Genomic DNA, 14807 nt, shown 5'->3' on the forward strand with positions numbered 1-14807 from the left:
TCGGTACGCCAGGCTGTCCCGGAAATCCGGCCTGAGGCGGATCTCGACCGGGAATCCGATCGCAAGTTGTTGGGTCGCGCGTCCATGGCGAGAAGATGCCGGAAACTCATCATTTTTGCAACTGATTTGCAAGTGCATCTGCCGCCCTCAAGCTATTTCGTCCGGAAACGGGTGGGTTGGACCGGGGACAACCCCCACACAGTCAGCATGAGAAATGGAATTGGAATTGAGGAACCCGTCATGTCCGCCCCGAACAATCCCACGCTGCCCGCAACCTTCAACCGCCTCGCCTGGTCGAATCTCGCCGCGCAATCGGCTGAACAGATCGCGCTTGCCGCCGCCCCGATCGTCGCCGTGCTCATGCTCGGTGTCGGCGAAGGCGCTACCGGCCTGCTGCAGACGGCGCTAACGCTGCCCTTCGTGCTGGTCGCGGTCCCCGCAGGTTTGCTCGCCGACCGCATCTCGCGGCGGCGCCTGATGGCGGGTGCCGAAGCCCTGCGCGCGGCCGCGCTGGCCACGATCCTGCTGCTGATCGCGTTTCACTGGCTGACGCTGCCGCTGCTGGCCGTGGTCGGGTTCGTTGCGGTATGCGGCACCGTCGTCTACAGCGTCGCGGCGCCGGCCCTTGTCCCCTCCCTGGTATCGGCGCAAGCCTTGCCGGCGGCGAACGCCAGAATTGAACTTGCCCGCACCATCGCTTTCGCCAGCGGCCCCGCGCTCGGCGGCGTGCTGGTCGGTTGGCTTGGCGCCGCACCCGCTTTCGCCGTCGCCGCCGCACTGTCGGTAGTCGCGGTTGTCCTGCTGGCCGGCCTCTACGAGCCCGCGCGCACGGCGGCGCCCCGGCGGCATCCGTTGCACGAGGTCAAGGAAGGCGCGGCCTTCGTCATGCAGCATTCGCTGTTGCGGCCGGTGTTCATCACACAGTTCATTTTCAACACCGGCTCGTTCCTGATGCTGGCGATCTTCGTGCCCTACGCCGTGAACCATCTGGCACTGTCCGCAACCGGCGTCGGCGTTACGCTTGCGATGTATGGCGTCGGCATGGTGGTCGGTGCACTGCTCGCGACGCGGGTGATGCGCCGCATCTCGTTCGGCACCGTGATCGGCCTTGGCCCGGTCACGGGATTCGCGGCCTCCGCCATCATGGCGCTCACCACCTTCATTCCAGCCGCGCCGCTGGCGGGCTTGAGCTTCTTTCTGCTCGGTGTCGGCCCGATCCTCTGGGTCATCAGCACCACGACGTTGCGGCAATCGGTGACCCCGCCGAGCCTGCTCGGGCGTGTCTCGGCCATCAATATCCTGAGCTATGGCGCGCGTCCGCTCGGCTCGGCACTCGGCGCCATCATCGGCGGACTCTACGGTGCGCAGGCGTGCCTTTACCTTGCCGCCGTGATCTTCGCCGTGCAGGCGCTGGTCATCCTGATGTCGCCGGCGGTGGCGCTGACGCGGCAGCCGGAGATGGTCGGAGAGTGCGCTTAGGCTGATTGGTCTGACGGCCTGACAAATTCAGGCCGGTGTCGGGTTTGTTCTGGACTTGAGCCTCTCCGGATTTGATTGAATCAAAATCGGGATCGAGATTTTGTTTCGACGCGTTTTCTTCACGCGAACCGGTCCCACTTCGTTCGAAAACGTTACAGATTCCAAAAGAAAGCCGTCACACCGGCAAACTTCCGACACATGGTGGCGGAGAAACGGTGTGTTCTGACATGACCCATCGCAACTCCGCACCCGGGGCTGCCCAACCGATCCAAAAGAGGCCTGCGTGCCGCAAAAGCTCGTTTCCGCGATCCTGCTCGCCTTCGTCCTGGTCTCAGCCCCCGCCTTCGCCCAGACCAACGCCCCACCGCCAGCCGCGGCGAACAAGGCGGACGCGCTGACACCTGAGCAGGCCAAGCGGGCGCTCGAAACCCTTCAGGACGACCAGAAACGCGCGCGGATGATCCAGACGTTGCGGGCGATCGCCAACGCTTCACCTCAGGCCCAAGCGGCCCCGTCGGCAACCGAAAAGCCGTCCGCGATCCCGCTCACCGCAGACAGCCTCGGCGCACAGCTCCTCGCGACCGTGTCCGACCAGATCGGCGACATTTCACACCAGGTTGCCGGCATCGCGCGCTCGCTGACACATTTCAGGGCGTTCTACTGGTGGTTCATTCGCACCGCCAACGATCCCGAAGCTTATGATCAGCTGCTCGACATCGGCTGGAAGCTCGCGCTGGTATTTGGCTGCGCCTTCGTTGCCGAATGGCTGATCTTCCGTTTGGTCAAACGGCCGGTAGCGCTTCTGGAAGCGCGCATTCCACTGGCCGCACGCGCACCGGCGCAGATGTTGGTCGATCCGCCGTCCTCCGCGGCCGATGTGATGGCCGAGGCGGAGCCACAGCGCCGCCGCCTTAGCCTGACTCGGACCTGGCAGTCGATGATCCGATTGCCCTTTTTATTCGGACGTCTTCTGCTTGAATTGCTTCCCGTCGTCGTTTTCGTCGGCGTCGCCACCCTGCTGCTCGGCACCGGGATCGGCGACATGCGGACCACACGGCTCGTGATCCTCGCCGTGGTGAATGCCTATGCGCTCTCGCGCGGATTGATCTGCGCCGTGCGCGCACTCGCCGGGCCATTCGGCCTGCTGCGCGTCCGTGCCGAGACCGCAGCCTATGCCGAAATATGGGCAAGGCGCATCGTCAGTGTCGCGGTCTCCGGCATCGCCTTCGCCAACGTGGCGCTGCTGCTCGGCTTGAGCCGCGGCGGCTATGCCGCACTGTTGCGTCTGGTGATGCTGGTCGTGCATCTCTTCATCGTCGTCATCATCCTGCAATGCCGCGCGCAGGTGGCCCACCTCATTCGCGCGCCTCATGGCCGCGAAGGCATCGCGGCGAGGGCGCGCAACCGGCTTGCAGCCGTGTGGCACTATCTCGCGATCACGCTCGATATTGCGCTCTGGGCCGTGTGGGCGCTGAATATCCACAACGGCTATTCGCTGCTGCTGCAATATTTCGTCGGCACCGCCGCGGTGATCGTGATCGCGCGCCTCGCCACAATCGTGGCGCTCGGCCTGATCGATCGCGGTTTCTCGATCCGCCCCGAGGTCCTGCAGCGTTTCCCCGGACTGGAAATCCGCGCCAACCGCTATCTGCCACTCCTGCGCAAGATCGTCGCGAGCATCATCGCCTTTATCGGCTTCGTTGCCGTGCTTGAGGTATGGGGCGTGGACGCCATCGTCTGGTTCTATGGCGGCCAGATCGGCAGCCGCCTTCTGTCCGCGTTGGCCACCGTCGCCATCGCCGCACTGGTGGCCGCCGCGATCTGGGAGACCAGCAACGCACTTCTGGATCGCCAGATCAATGCGCTCTCGCGCGGCGGTCATTACGCGCGCGCCGCACGGCTTCGCACGTTCCAGCCGATGCTGCGCACGGCGCTGCTGTGCCTGATCGTCACCGTGGTCGGCCTCACCGTGCTCAGCGAGATCGGCGTCAATGTCGCTCCGCTGCTCGCCGGTGCCGGCATCGTCGGCATCGCGATCGGCTTCGGCTCGCAGAAGCTGGTGCAGGACCTGATCACGGGACTGTTTCTGCTCGTGGAAAACGGCGTCCAGGTCGGCGACGACGTCAGTGTCGCCGGCCTGACGGGCAATGTGGAGAACGTATCGATCCGCACCATTCGCCTGCGCGCCGGCGACGGTTCGGTCCATATCGTTCCCTTCAGTGCAGTGACGACGATCACCAATGCGAGCCGCGGGGCCGGCAATGCCGCTGTCAGCGTCAGCGTCGCCTACAAGGAGGACACCGATCGCGTCAGCCAGATTCTGAAGGATATCGTCGCGGACATGCGCAAGGAGCCGGAATACCGGATGTTGATCCGCGGCGATCTTGAACTGTGGGGTGTCGACAAGATCGATGGCTCCACGGCGACGATCGTCGGCCAGATCCGCTGCAGCGACAGCGGACGCTGGCCCGTCCAGCGCGAGTTCAATCGCCGCATGAAGCGCCGCTTTCAGGAATGCGGCATCGAGATCGCCTCCGGAAAGCAGACCATCCTCGTGCAGGTCGGAGCGCCCGCACGCGACGACGCACCGGACGCAGTGCCGCGCCGGGCGGCGGGCTGATCACGACGGCGGCATCTATCCTTTCAGATACCGCTCGTAGCGCCCGGCCAGCACTTCATCGATCGCGATCGCAGGCTCGAGCGTATAGAGATCCTGCGCGCGGCCGATGCCGCGCAGCGCAAAGCGGCCGGTGGAGACCAGATAATTCCGCCCGGCGGTGTCGAGGCCGTCGCGAAAGGCCGCCGACACCAGGAGTTCGCGGTCGACCGAACGGCACATCGAGGCGATGCGGCTCACTTCGTTGACCGCCGGTCCCACCACGGTGAAATCCAGCCGGTCGTCATGGCCGATATTGCCGTAGAACACTTCGCCGACATGCAGGCCGACGTAGGCGGAGGTGACCGCCCTTCCCTCCGCGCCGCGGCTGGCATTGAGCGCGATCATATTGAGTCGAAAGCGATGCTCGGCCCGCAGCGCTGCGCGTTTGGCGTGAGCGGGATTCTCGCCGGTGAACATCGCCAGCACGCCGTCGCCGATAAGCTTGAGCACGTCGCCGCCGGCATCATGGACCGCGCCGATGGCGGCCTGCGCATAATCGTTGAGGAACGGAATGATTTCGTCGGGAGAAATGCTTTCGGCGATGGCCGTCGACCCGCGCAGGTCCGAGTACCATAAGACGGCGTTGATCTGCTCGGTCACGCCGCGTGAGATTTTCCCGTGCAGGACCCGCTCGGACGCGTCGCGCCCGAGATAGACGCGACCCAGGGTGCGGACGATGTCGACCTGCTGCGCCGACTTGATGACGAGGCCGAGCACCGGCACCAGGTCCCGCAACGCGGCCAATTCCGTTTCGGCAAATCCTTCGACGCGCCGGGTCAGCCAGTAGGAATAGAAACAGTCCATCTGTCCGAGCGCGCCGGTCTCGCCGAAGCGATGGACGAAACCCAGCATGTGCCGGTGGCCTTTTTCGACGAGTTCGGGGACCCGCGAGAAGCTGAGGACCGCGGGATCGGCCAGGTCGAGCCGCAGCTCATCGTGCCCGTGTTCGAGCATGTGATAGAAGATCGAGTGGCGCCATCTCTCGTCATTGTCGCCGACCGGTCCATATTCGAACCGATCGCTCTCGTTGGTCTCGAAATCGTTCCAGCGAAATCCGCGCCCCTCGAAGATCGGATGAAGCGTATCGATGGCGACGAGGGCGCGCGACAGATCGAGGCCTGCGGCACCGCAGCGCTCGCAGAAGCCGCGGATCACGTCGTTTTCGGAGAGGCCGGTGAGGCCCTGGCCGACCAGCCAGTTCATCAATCCGACGCGGGCGGTGATTTCCATGGCCGGATTATGCCCCGCCATCGTGACACGCGAAAGCACCTGTACCCTCAAACCTGGCTTACCCTCGCGTGACCTTCTCTCCGTCTTCCTTGACGAACGACGTCACGGGATTGTCGAGCAGATCGAGCACCGCTTCCGATGGCCGGCAGAGCCGCGTGCCCGTCGCCGTGACGACGATCGGCCGGTTGATCAGGATCGGATGCGCCAGCATGAAATCGATCAATTCGTCATCGCTCCACTTGGGATCGGCAAGACCGAGTTCTGCATAGGGCGTACCCTTCTCGCGCAGCAGCCCGCGGATTGAAATCCCCATCGCCTTGGCCAGTTCGAGCAGCGTTGCACGGTCCGGCGGCGTCTTCAGATATTCGATGATGTCAGGCTCCTCACCGCTCGCGCGGATCATGGCCAGCGTGTTGCGCGAGGTGCCGCAGGAGGGATTGTGATAGATCGTGATGCTCATGCGTGTTCTTCCTTGATGAAAGTCGCCTCGCTTTTGGAGCGTAGCAGCCAGTTCATCAGCCACAGCGCGGCGAGCGAGCCGGCAAGTTCGGCGGCGATGAAGCCGGGAAGATCGACCGGCCGAATGCCGGAAAACGTGTTCGTCAGCGACCTTGCGATGGCAACGGCCGGATTCGCAAACGAGGTGGAAGACGTAAACCAATAAGCCGCGATGATATAGAGGCCGACCAGCCAGGGGATCGCCGGCCGGTTGAATTTCAGCCCGGCCAGAATCGTCGCAATGAGGCCGAAGTCGGCGATGCCTTCCGCCAGCCATTGCGGCCCGCCAGTCCGCACCTTCAGCGAGGCTTCCCAGAGCGGCAATGCGAACATCGCATGCGCCACCAAAGTCCCGGCGATGCCGCTGGCGATTTGCGCCAGGACGTAACCCAATGCCTCGCTTGGCGCGAGCTCGCGCTTGAGAGCGAAGATCATGGTGACGGCCGGATTGAAATGCGCGCCCGAAATCGGACCGAGGATCGTGATCAGCACGACCAGAACCGCGCCGGTCGCCAGCGTATTGGCCAGCAGTGCAAGCGCCACGTCCTCGGTGAGGCTTTCGGCCATGATGCCGGAACCGACGACGGCCGCGACCAGAAACATGGTGCCGAGCGCCTCCGCGGCGAGCCGGCGGGTCAGGTCAAAGTTTTGCATGTGCGCGTTTCTTGGAAGCCGGCGGGCAACCGGATGCCAGATCTTCGATCAATGGCGTGCAGATTTCCGGGCGGCCGTTGCAGCAGTCTTTCAGCATGAACAGCATGACGGCGCGGAAGGATTCAAGATCGACGCGGTAGACGATCGACCGGCCGAAACGCTCCGCCGACACAAGCCTTGCACGGGACAGTACCGAAAGATGCGACGACATCGTGTTTTGCGGGATCGCCAGCAACCGCGCGAGTTCGCCGGCCGCAAGCCCCTCCGGCTCGTGCTTGATGAGCAGGCGAAACACCTCGAGCCGCGTCGATTGGGCGAGAGCCGCCAGCGCAACGACCGCTTTTTTTAATTCCATATATCCAGATATCTCGATATATTATTTCTTGTCAACCTGCCCCGCAACCCCTCGCCGAATCTTTCTGTTAACACTGGCGAGAACCTCGAACATCGAGGGCCGCCGCGCTGGGCCGAAATGACATGGGCGCAACCGTCATAGCCGGGATCGAAATCCCCTCCGCCAATCCGGTGTTTCTGACCATCGTCGGAATTCACATCCTGCTGGGGCTCGCCTGCGTCGTCACTGGCGCGATTGCGATGCTGAGCGAGAAACGCGCAGGTCGCCATCCCAGCAACGGCACAATCTACTTTTGGTGCCTGGCCGGGGTGTTCCTGACCATGGCTGGCCTGGCCGCCGTGCGCTGGGCTCAGGACTACCACTTGTTTATCCTGGGCACGTTATCGTTCGCCGCGGCTTGCTTTGGACGCGAAGCGAGACGGCGTCGTTGGCGTCATTGGATCAGACTGCACATCGCCGGCATGGCAACGTCATATGTTCTGCTATTGATCGCGTTCTATGTTGACAACGGCAAGAGTCTGCCGCTCTGGAAGGAACTCCCACCGGTGACGTATTGGCTGTTGCCGGCGGTCATTGGGATTCCACTCATGGTCCGCGCCCTATTGTGGCACCCGCTGACACGCCAGCCCGACCAGACCTATTAAGGCCATCGGAGTATATTTCTATCTTTCTAGAAATACCAATTGACAGCCCAGCCCGCGACGTGACAAGGTGTGGTCATGAAACTTGATGACGCCGCCGCAAATCTCGAAGCCCTGGGCAATCCTACCCGGCTCAAGATTTATCGCGCACTCGTTCGCGCCGGGGATGCCGGACTTGCCGTCGGTCGACTTCAGGACAAGCTGAAGATCGCTCCCTCAACGCTGTCTCATCACATCAAGACGCTGGTGGTGGTTGGCCTCGTCAACCAAGTGCGGGATTCCACCACGCTGATGTGTCACGCGAACTACGAGGTGATGCGAGGGCTGGTGGATTTTCTGGCCGCCGAATGCTGTGCCGATGCTGTGGAGGACAACGATAGCAAGGCAGCATAGCTTTTGTGCGACTATAATTTCGATATTTCTGGAACTATAGGAAGATGCCATGGCCGAAATCAAGACGGTAGCAATCATCGGAGCCGGCCCAGTCGGCCTCGCCGCAGCTGCGTATGTTCTGGAGCGGGGACTTCGCCCGATCGTGCTGGAAGCCGGCGAAAGCGCGGGACACGCGGTGCGCCAATGGGGTCACGTCCAACTGTTCTCGCCCTGGGAGTACAACATCGATCGCGCAGCTGCCCGCTTGTTGGCGCCGACCGGCTGGAACTCGCCCGAGCCCGATCAGTATCCAACCGGCGCGGAATTGTTCGAACGCTACCTCGAGCCGCTCGCTGCCAAGACCGTTCTCGCGACCCACATTCATACATCGAGCCGTGTCACCGGGATCAGCCGCGTTGGGTTCGACAAGCTCAAGACCAAGGGCCGAGACGCCGCGCCGTTCGAAATTCGCTATCGGAACGGGCAAGGCCCGAAGGTGTTGCGAGCGGACGCCGTGATCGACGCTTCCGGTACGTGGCAGTCTCCAAATCCGGCCGGGGCCAACGGCCTCCCCGCCATTGGCGAGGCGCAGGCCGCAGGGAAGATCGCTTACGGGATGCCCGATGTGCGGGGGCGGGATCGGGCACGATACGCGGGCAAGACCGTTGCTGTGCTGGGCGCGGGACATTCGGCGATCGGAACCCTCACCGAGCTGGCGCACCTTGCAGCTCAAGTGCCAGAAACCACGCCAATATGGTTGTTGCGCGGCAGCGATCCGGCAAAGGCTTTCGGCGGTGCGAACGACAAGCTCGTCGCCCGAGGTGAACTTGGCGCGGTTTTCGCCACCTTGGTTGCGTCCCGTCGGGTGAGCGTGGAAACTGAATTTCGTGTTTCGCATCTCACCGCTGCGGGTTCGCACCTGACGATCGGTACCGGCGGTGCCTGTTGCGGTCGTCAGGTGGTCGCGGACGAACTTGTTGTGGCAACCGGTTTTCGGCCGAATCTGGATTTTGTACGCGAACTTCGTATTCAGCTCGATCCGACCGTCGAATGCCCGGTGGCGCTGGCACCGTTGATCGATCCGAACGAGCATAGCTGCGGCACGGTGCGGCCGCATGGGGCGCGCGAATTGGCGCAAATTGAGCCGGGATTCTATTTCGCCGGCGTTAAATCCTACGGACGCGCGCCGACCTTTCTCATGATCACGGGGTATGAACAGGTTCGCTCGATCGCCGCAGAAATCGCCGGCGACCACGAAGCGGCCGAACGCGTCGAACTTGAACTCCCCGAAACCGGGGTTTGCAACCGATCGGCTACGCCTGATGCGAATAAATGCTGTGGTGGTCCTGCACTAACGGATGTTGACGCTTGTTGCGTGGCTGATGCAAATGCACGCCAGGGGGGCAAGACAGGATGCGGATGCAAGTGAGGCGAGCACTATATGGCGACTAAGGTATGAGCGGCCGCCGGCTTCCGATTATTCTGGCGCTCGGCACGACGCAGACACTGGCGTGGGCGTCGAGCTACTACCTGCCCGCCATCCTCGCCGATCCGATCGGGCACGACCTCGGCATGTCCGCCAACTGGATCTTTGCCGCGTTCTCGGCAGCGCTGGTGATCTCGGCGGTACTTGGCCCCCGGATCGGCCGGCAGATCGATCTGTTCGGCGGCCGGCCCGTGCTTTGCACCTCCAATCTCACTATCGCAGGCGGGCTCGTCTTGCTCGGCTTCTGCAATTCGATTCCGGTGCTGATCCTAGCCTGGATCCTGCTCGGCATCGGTATGGGCTATGGCCTCTACGATGCGGCCTTCGCGGCGCTCGGGCGGATCTATGGCGATGCGGCGCGCGGCCCGATCACCGGCATTACGCTGATGGCGGGTTTTGCCTCGACGGTCGGCTGGCCGCTGACCGCGCTGGGGCTCGACCATATCGGCTGGCGCGACACCTGCTTTGCGTGGGCTCTCGCGCATATGCTGATCGGTCTGCCGCTCAATTTCTTCATGCTGCCGAAGGTTGCGGGCGGCAAGGCCGCTGCCGCCAACGCGGTCAAGCCGCACGTCCCGATCGATCGCACCATGATCCTGCTGGCGTTTACGTTTGCGGCGGGTTGGACGGTGACGGGCGCCATGGCAGCCCATATGCCGCGCATTCTCGAAGCCGGCGGCGCCACCGCCGTGCAAGCCGTGGCGGCCGGCGCCCTGTTCGGTCCGGCACAGGTTTTCGCGCGTATTCTCGAAGCGACGCTGCTCAAGCGTTACCATCCGCTGGTCTCGACGCGTCTGGCCTGCCTCACCCATCCGATCGGCGCAGCTATCCTGGCCGTCGCTGGCGGACCGGCAGCGGGAGCGTTTGCGATCTTCTTCGGAATGGGCAACGGCGTCCTGACGATCGCCCGCGGCACCCTTCCCCTGGCGATCTTCGGCCCCAAGGATTACGGCTATCGCCTCGGCCTGATCGGCGCGCCGGCGCGAATGGCGCAGGCAGCAGCGCCATTGGCATTCGGTCTGCTGATCGACCTGATCGGCATCAAGGTCCTGATCGTCTCTTCCGCGCTCTGCCTTTCGGCGCTGGCGGCACTGTTGTTGCTGCGGCCGAATTCAACCCAACCTGTGACGGATGCGGCAAGCGGTTGAGATCTATTTCGGCAGTTTGCCGATCCAGTCGACGATGGCCGCCGCCACCGCCCGCGGCTGCTCGGCGATCAACGCATGGCTCGCGTTGGGTATCACGACCACTGACGCACGTTCGCCGCACTCCTCGCGCATTTCGTTCGACATGGCCCGTGGCTTGAACGGATCGAACGCGCCTTGAAGATCGAGCAACGGCACCGTGCCGCCCGCCCAATACTCTGACTGTTTGGTGGCACGAGCGGCGGCCGATTCCATTTCGTCTGCCGCCGGATGCCAGCCCTGAAGCCAGGTCCTTGCGTCGTTATTCGGCGCGAAGAAGGCCAGGTGCAGATAGTTCAACCGGTCGGCGTCGGAGAGTGCGAAATCGCCTGATTTCCGCACGGCTTCCGACAACTCCTTCGCGCCGGCGAATCCGGCCGGGTAAGCCTTTGCTGCGGCGGCAACCATCACGACACCTCGCACGAGATCGGGATGATCGACCGCCAGCGTTCGCGCGACCCAACTGCCGAAGGCATGTCCCACGACAATGGCGGGACCACCATGGCCCTTGATGCGGATCACGGCCGCGACATCGTTGGCCAGATCGTGAAGCGTGAGGTTTTGCGTCGGCCCAAGGCTAAGTGAAGCGCCCCGCGGCTGCGGCCTCACTACAAAAAATCCGGCTTTGACCAATTCATCGGCGACGCCGTCGAAATCCTCCGCACCGCGGCCGCGCGACGGCAACATGACAATGAGCGGCCCGTGTCCCTCGGAGAGGACCTCAATGCGGATATTGTCATAGAATGCGATTTCCCGCTCCGGTTCGGCCCGCGCGGGAATCGTGGCCATCGTCATCGACGCAACGACGAGCGCCGCTGCGAAATGGCGTTTCCAGCGGCGCTGTTTGCGACGAGATGAAATCGCCTCACTCATAAAACTCCGGCGACATTTTCAGAGTATCGCGCTGGACCTTGTCGTGATTGATCCAGAGCGTCGCCTTGTCCTGCGCCAGATGGTCGGCGATCTTCTGCATCGACGCCAGCGTCCCTTCCTTGCTGAAGTTATTGGAGGGCACGCCACGGCTTTCCCAATTGCTCCTGAAGTGCACCGCATCGCCGGAAAGAATGACCTCACCGGTCTTCGGCAGCTTCACAAGCAGCGACTGATGCCCTGGCGTGTGGCCGGGCGTGGAGAGAATGACGATGCTGCCGTCGCCGAAGACATCACGGTCGCCTTCGAGCTTGGTGACGGGATGCCCCGCCTTGAAGCGCGGCCCATTGTTGGCGCCCGGCCAGTCATACTCGGCCTTCTGCACGTACAGCATCGTATTCGGGAACATCTCGACATTGCCGATATGGTCGGGATGGGTGTGCGAGATCGCCATCGCCTTGATGTCCGAAGGCTTGACGCCCAATTGCTCGAGCTGTGCGGCGAGCTTCTTCGGCCGGTGCCAGGTGACCGACCTCGGATCGGCCGGCGCGAGACCGTTCGGCATGTCGGCGACCGCATCCGGAATGCCGGTGTCCCACAGGAACCAGCCTTGTGAGTGCTTGATCAGGTAGCAATTGTCGACGAAGTCCATCGACTTGCCGACGTTGACGCCGGGCGACCATCGAGAGATGTCGCCGGCCGTGCCTTCACCGCAATTGAGGATGTAAAGCCTCTCGACGCCGGCTTTTGCCGGGCTGGCCTGGATTACGCCCATTGCCACAAGGCTAAAGATCGCCAGGCCGAATGCCTTTTGCACGCTGCCCCTCCCCGATTTTTCTGGTCTCAGGTTTCTGCCTGCCAGCCTCTTGGGCCGAGCATACTACCTTACCGTGACGGACGCCGCGTCAACAATGGCGAAGCGGCGTCGATCACGTCACACCGGGGATATCGGATTATTCCACCGGCTTGCCGAACTTGTTGGATTTCGGCAGGCCGTGCGCCAGCCGCCCGGCGTCGGCGCGGTTGCCGTTCCAGTCGGACAATTCCTTGGCCGTGAGGCTCTGCTCGCGACCGGCGGAATCTTTCCAGGTCAAACCCGTCTTGGCGTCGAACACCGTGACGTCCGACAGTTCGGCCTTGAGGTATTTCTGCAAACGCACGCCGCGGCCGCGCGCCATCTCCGGCACCTGATCGATCGGGAATATCACCATCTTGTGGTTGGTGCCGATCACCGCGACCCGGTCGCCCGCCACAACCGTCATCGCGCGCGCTTCGTTCGGCATCTCGACATTGAGGATCTGCTTGCCCTTGCGGGTGGTCGAGACGCAATCGTCCTCGTTGACGACGAAGCCCTGTCCTTCCCCGCTTGCGATCAGGAACTTGCGGCCGCCCTTGTTGACGAAGGTCGAGACAACCGCGGCATCCTGATCGAGATCGATGAACATGCGGATCGGCTCGCCATGGCCGCGGCCGCCAGGCAGTTTTGCGACATCGAGCGAATAGAACTTGCCGTTGGTGGCGAACAGCAGCAGCTTCGAGGTGGTCTCGGCGAAGAAGGCCTGGTCGAGCTTGTCGTCGGTCTTGAAGGCCAGGCTCGAGAGATCGGCGACGTGGCCCTTGAGCGTGCGCACCCAGCCCTTCTCGGAAATCACGACCGTCGCCGGCTCGCGCTCGACAAAGGCTTCCTCTATCGCGGCGAGATCATGCTCGGGCGCGTCGGCGAATTGCGTGCGGCGTTTGCCGAGCGGCGTCTTCGGTCCGAACATGTCGCGGACCTTGCCAACCTGTTCGCCGACCTTCTTCCACTGCTCGGCTTCCGAGGCGAGGATCCCCTTGACGCCTTTCAATTCGGCACGAAGTTCCTTGTCTTCGCCGCGGATCTCCATCTCCTCCAGCTTGCGCAAGTTGCGCAGGCGCATGTTGAGAATGGCCTCGGCCTGGATTTCCGTCAGCTTGAACGCCTTGATCAAGGCCGGCTTCGGCTCGTCCTCGGTCCGGATGATCTTGATCACCTTGTCGATATTGAGATAGGCGATCAGGAAGCCGCCGAGCACTTCCAGGCGATGCTCGATCTGCTCTTTGCGGTAATTGGTACGGCGGATCAGCACCTCGCGCAGATGGTCGAGCCATTCCCTCAGGCACTCGGCAAGGCCGACGACCTTGGGAATGCGGCCTTTCATCAGCACGTTGAGGTTCAGCGGAATCCGGCTTTCGAGCTCGGTGAGACGGAACAGAGATTCCATCATCAGCTCGGGATCGACCGCGCGCGACTTCGGCTCGATCACCAGACGGACGTCTTCGGCCGATTCATCGCGAACATCGCCGACCAGCGGCAGCTTCTTTTCGTTGAGAAGTTCGGCGATCTTCTCGACCAGCCGCGACTTCTGCACAAGGTACGGAATCTCGGTGATCACGATCACCCAGGTGCCGCGCGCGCCCTCTTCCTGTTGCCACTTGGCGCGGACGCGGAAGGAGCCGCGGCCGGTGACGTAGGCCTCCGTGATGGCTTCCTTGGAATCGACAACAATGCCGCCGGTCGGGAAGTCCGGGCCCTTGACCCATTTCAATAGCGACTTCGATTTCGCGTCGGGTTTCTCGATCAGATGCAGCGCGGCGTCGCAAAGCTCGGCTGCGTTGTGCGGCGGGATCGAGGTCGCCATGCCGACCGCAATGCCCTGCGCGCCATTGGCGAGCAAATTCGGGAATCCGCCGGGAAGAACCATCGGTTCTTTGGCGGTGCTGTCGTAGGTCGGTTTGAATTCGACCCCATCCTCGTCGATACCTTCGAGAAGAAGGCGCGCGACGTCGGTCATGCGCGCTTCGGTGTAACGATAGGCAGCGGGATTGTCGCCGTCGATATTGCCGAAATTGCCCTGACCGTCGACCAGCGGATAGCGCGAGGAGAAATTCTGCGCGAGCCGCACCATGGCGTCGTAGATGGCCTGGTCGCCATGCGGATGGAACGAACCCATGACGTCGCCAACGATCTTCGCCGACTTCTTGGGAACAGCGGTCGGATTAAGATTAAGCAGCCGCATGCCATAGAGGATGCGCCGATGCACCGGCTTCAAGCCGTCGCGCGCGTCCGGCAAGGCGCGGCCTGTGATGGTCGAGAGGGCATAGGCGAGATAGCGCTCTTCCAGCGCATCGCGCAGCATGACCTCGTGAATTTCGGCCGGCTCGGGCGGAGGTGTTCGTTTTCCCATGGGGACGAATTAGACTCTGGCAATCGATCGGGCAAGAAACGAATGGAGGCAATATTTTGCGGCGTCGTCCCTGCGAACGCAGAGACCCATAACCACAGGAGTTTATGACAAAAATAGCTGCCGCCGCGGCTTGGATCGAGAGGGCTCAGAGTATGGGTCCCTGCGTTCGCCGG

General features: G+C 62.8%; 13 protein-coding genes. 6 read left to right on the forward strand and 7 right to left on the reverse strand.

What is annotated here, in order from left to right:
- Positions 1 to 240 precede the first annotated feature (240 nt).
- Together M6D32_RS21390 and M6D32_RS21395 are read left to right on the forward strand one after the other, a co-directional pair.
- Complete coding sequence (locus tag M6D32_RS21390; protein WP_298259972.1) at positions 241 to 1479, forward strand: MFS transporter; 1239 nt, start codon at positions 241 to 243, stop codon at positions 1477 to 1479.
- Positions 1480 to 1762: 283 nt separating this feature from the next.
- Positions 1763 to 4099, forward strand: coding sequence for a mechanosensitive ion channel domain-containing protein (locus M6D32_RS21395; RefSeq protein WP_298259974.1), 2337 nt, complete (start codon positions 1763 to 1765; stop codon positions 4097 to 4099).
- A 15-nt stretch (positions 4100 to 4114) separates the two neighbouring features.
- On the opposite strand, the gene M6D32_RS21400 is transcribed toward M6D32_RS21395, so the two are convergent.
- Genes M6D32_RS21400 through M6D32_RS21415 form a run of 4 tightly spaced genes read right to left on the reverse strand, consistent with a single transcriptional unit; the run spans position 4115 to position 6875 of the window.
- Positions 4115 to 5368 (reverse strand): adenylate/guanylate cyclase domain-containing protein, encoded by a 1254-nt coding sequence (locus tag M6D32_RS21400; protein WP_298260094.1) that lies wholly within the window; start codon positions 5366 to 5368, stop codon positions 4115 to 4117.
- Between the two features lie 58 nt (positions 5369 to 5426).
- Entirely contained in the window at positions 5427 to 5828 is a 402-nt protein-coding gene (gene arsC, locus M6D32_RS21405) for an arsenate reductase (glutaredoxin) (RefSeq protein WP_298259975.1), read from the reverse strand.
- Positions 5825 to 6520: an MIP/aquaporin family protein gene (locus M6D32_RS21410; RefSeq protein ID WP_298259976.1), complete on the reverse strand. Its 696-nt coding sequence runs from the start codon at positions 6518 to 6520 to the stop codon at positions 5825 to 5827. The genes arsC and M6D32_RS21410 overlap by 4 nt, the downstream gene beginning before the upstream one ends.
- Positions 6507 to 6875: a metalloregulator ArsR/SmtB family transcription factor gene (locus M6D32_RS21415; RefSeq protein WP_298259977.1), complete on the reverse strand. Its 369-nt coding sequence runs from the start codon at positions 6873 to 6875 to the stop codon at positions 6507 to 6509. Before M6D32_RS21415 ends, M6D32_RS21410 begins: the two co-directional genes overlap by 14 nt.
- A gap of 122 nt (positions 6876 to 6997) precedes the next feature.
- Between M6D32_RS21415 and M6D32_RS21420 the strand changes: the two genes are divergently transcribed.
- The 4 genes from M6D32_RS21420 (at position 6998) to M6D32_RS21435 (ending at position 10522) form a co-directional block, all read left to right on the forward strand.
- Positions 6998 to 7519: a hypothetical protein gene (locus M6D32_RS21420; RefSeq protein ID WP_298259978.1), complete on the forward strand. Its 522-nt coding sequence runs from the start codon at positions 6998 to 7000 to the stop codon at positions 7517 to 7519.
- Between the two features lie 75 nt (positions 7520 to 7594).
- A complete protein-coding gene (locus M6D32_RS21425) occupies positions 7595 to 7909 on the forward strand; it encodes a metalloregulator ArsR/SmtB family transcription factor (protein ID WP_298259980.1) in 315 nt (104 codons plus the stop codon).
- Positions 7910 to 7958: 49 nt separating this feature from the next.
- Positions 7959 to 9317 carry an NAD(P)-binding domain-containing protein gene (locus M6D32_RS21430; protein ID WP_298259982.1) on the forward strand — a complete coding sequence of 453 codons (1359 nt, stop codon included), beginning with the start codon at positions 7959 to 7961 and terminating at the stop codon, positions 9315 to 9317.
- 26 nt (positions 9318 to 9343) lie between these two features.
- Positions 9344 to 10522 (forward strand): MFS transporter, encoded by a 1179-nt coding sequence (locus M6D32_RS21435; protein ID WP_298259985.1) that lies wholly within the window; start codon positions 9344 to 9346, stop codon positions 10520 to 10522.
- 3 nt (positions 10523 to 10525) lie between these two features.
- Here the strand turns inward: M6D32_RS21435 and M6D32_RS21440 are convergent, their stop codons facing one another.
- The 3 genes from M6D32_RS21440 to parC all read right to left on the reverse strand — a co-directional run bounded on the left by M6D32_RS21440 (position 10526) and on the right by parC (position 14634).
- Entirely contained in the window at positions 10526 to 11431 is a 906-nt protein-coding gene (locus M6D32_RS21440) for an alpha/beta hydrolase (RefSeq protein WP_298259987.1), read from the reverse strand.
- A complete protein-coding gene (locus M6D32_RS21445) occupies positions 11424 to 12203 on the reverse strand; it encodes an N-acyl homoserine lactonase family protein (RefSeq protein ID WP_298260096.1) in 780 nt (259 codons plus the stop codon). The genes M6D32_RS21440 and M6D32_RS21445 overlap by 8 nt, the downstream gene beginning before the upstream one ends.
- Before the next feature lie 178 nt (positions 12204 to 12381).
- Complete coding sequence (parC, locus tag M6D32_RS21450; protein WP_298259989.1) at positions 12382 to 14634, reverse strand: DNA topoisomerase IV subunit A; 2253 nt, start codon at positions 14632 to 14634, stop codon at positions 12382 to 12384.
- Positions 14635 to 14807 lie beyond the last annotated feature (173 nt).

Origin of the sequence: Bradyrhizobium sp. (assembly GCF_027307225.1) — a bacterium.
Classification (GTDB): domain Bacteria; phylum Pseudomonadota; class Alphaproteobacteria; order Rhizobiales; family Xanthobacteraceae; genus Bradyrhizobium.

Coding starts and splice junctions, on each gene's coding strand:
- M6D32_RS21435 (WP_298259985.1), top strand. CDS start 9,344: ATGAGCGGCCGCCGGCTTCCGATTATTCTGGCGCTCGGCACGACGCAG.
- M6D32_RS21420 (WP_298259978.1), top strand. CDS start 6,998: ATGGGCGCAACCGTCATAGCCGGGATCGAAATCCCCTCCGCCAATCCG.
- M6D32_RS21400 (WP_298260094.1), bottom strand. CDS start 5,368: ATGGAAATCACCGCCCGCGTCGGATTGATGAACTGGCTGGTCGGCCAG.
- M6D32_RS21415 (WP_298259977.1), bottom strand. CDS start 6,875: ATGGAATTAAAAAAAGCGGTCGTTGCGCTGGCGGCTCTCGCCCAATCG.
- M6D32_RS21425 (WP_298259980.1), top strand. CDS start 7,595: ATGAAACTTGATGACGCCGCCGCAAATCTCGAAGCCCTGGGCAATCCT.
- M6D32_RS21445 (WP_298260096.1), bottom strand. CDS start 12,203: ATGGGCGTAATCCAGGCCAGCCCGGCAAAAGCCGGCGTCGAGAGGCTT.
- M6D32_RS21440 (WP_298259987.1), bottom strand. CDS start 11,431: ATGAGTGAGGCGATTTCATCTCGTCGCAAACAGCGCCGCTGGAAACGC.
- parC (WP_298259989.1), bottom strand. CDS start 14,634: ATGGGAAAACGAACACCTCCGCCCGAGCCGGCCGAAATTCACGAGGTC.
- M6D32_RS21410 (WP_298259976.1), bottom strand. CDS start 6,520: ATGCAAAACTTTGACCTGACCCGCCGGCTCGCCGCGGAGGCGCTCGGC.
- M6D32_RS21430 (WP_298259982.1), top strand. CDS start 7,959: ATGGCCGAAATCAAGACGGTAGCAATCATCGGAGCCGGCCCAGTCGGC.
- M6D32_RS21390 (WP_298259972.1), top strand. CDS start 241: ATGTCCGCCCCGAACAATCCCACGCTGCCCGCAACCTTCAACCGCCTC.
- arsC (WP_298259975.1), bottom strand. CDS start 5,828: ATGAGCATCACGATCTATCACAATCCCTCCTGCGGCACCTCGCGCAAC.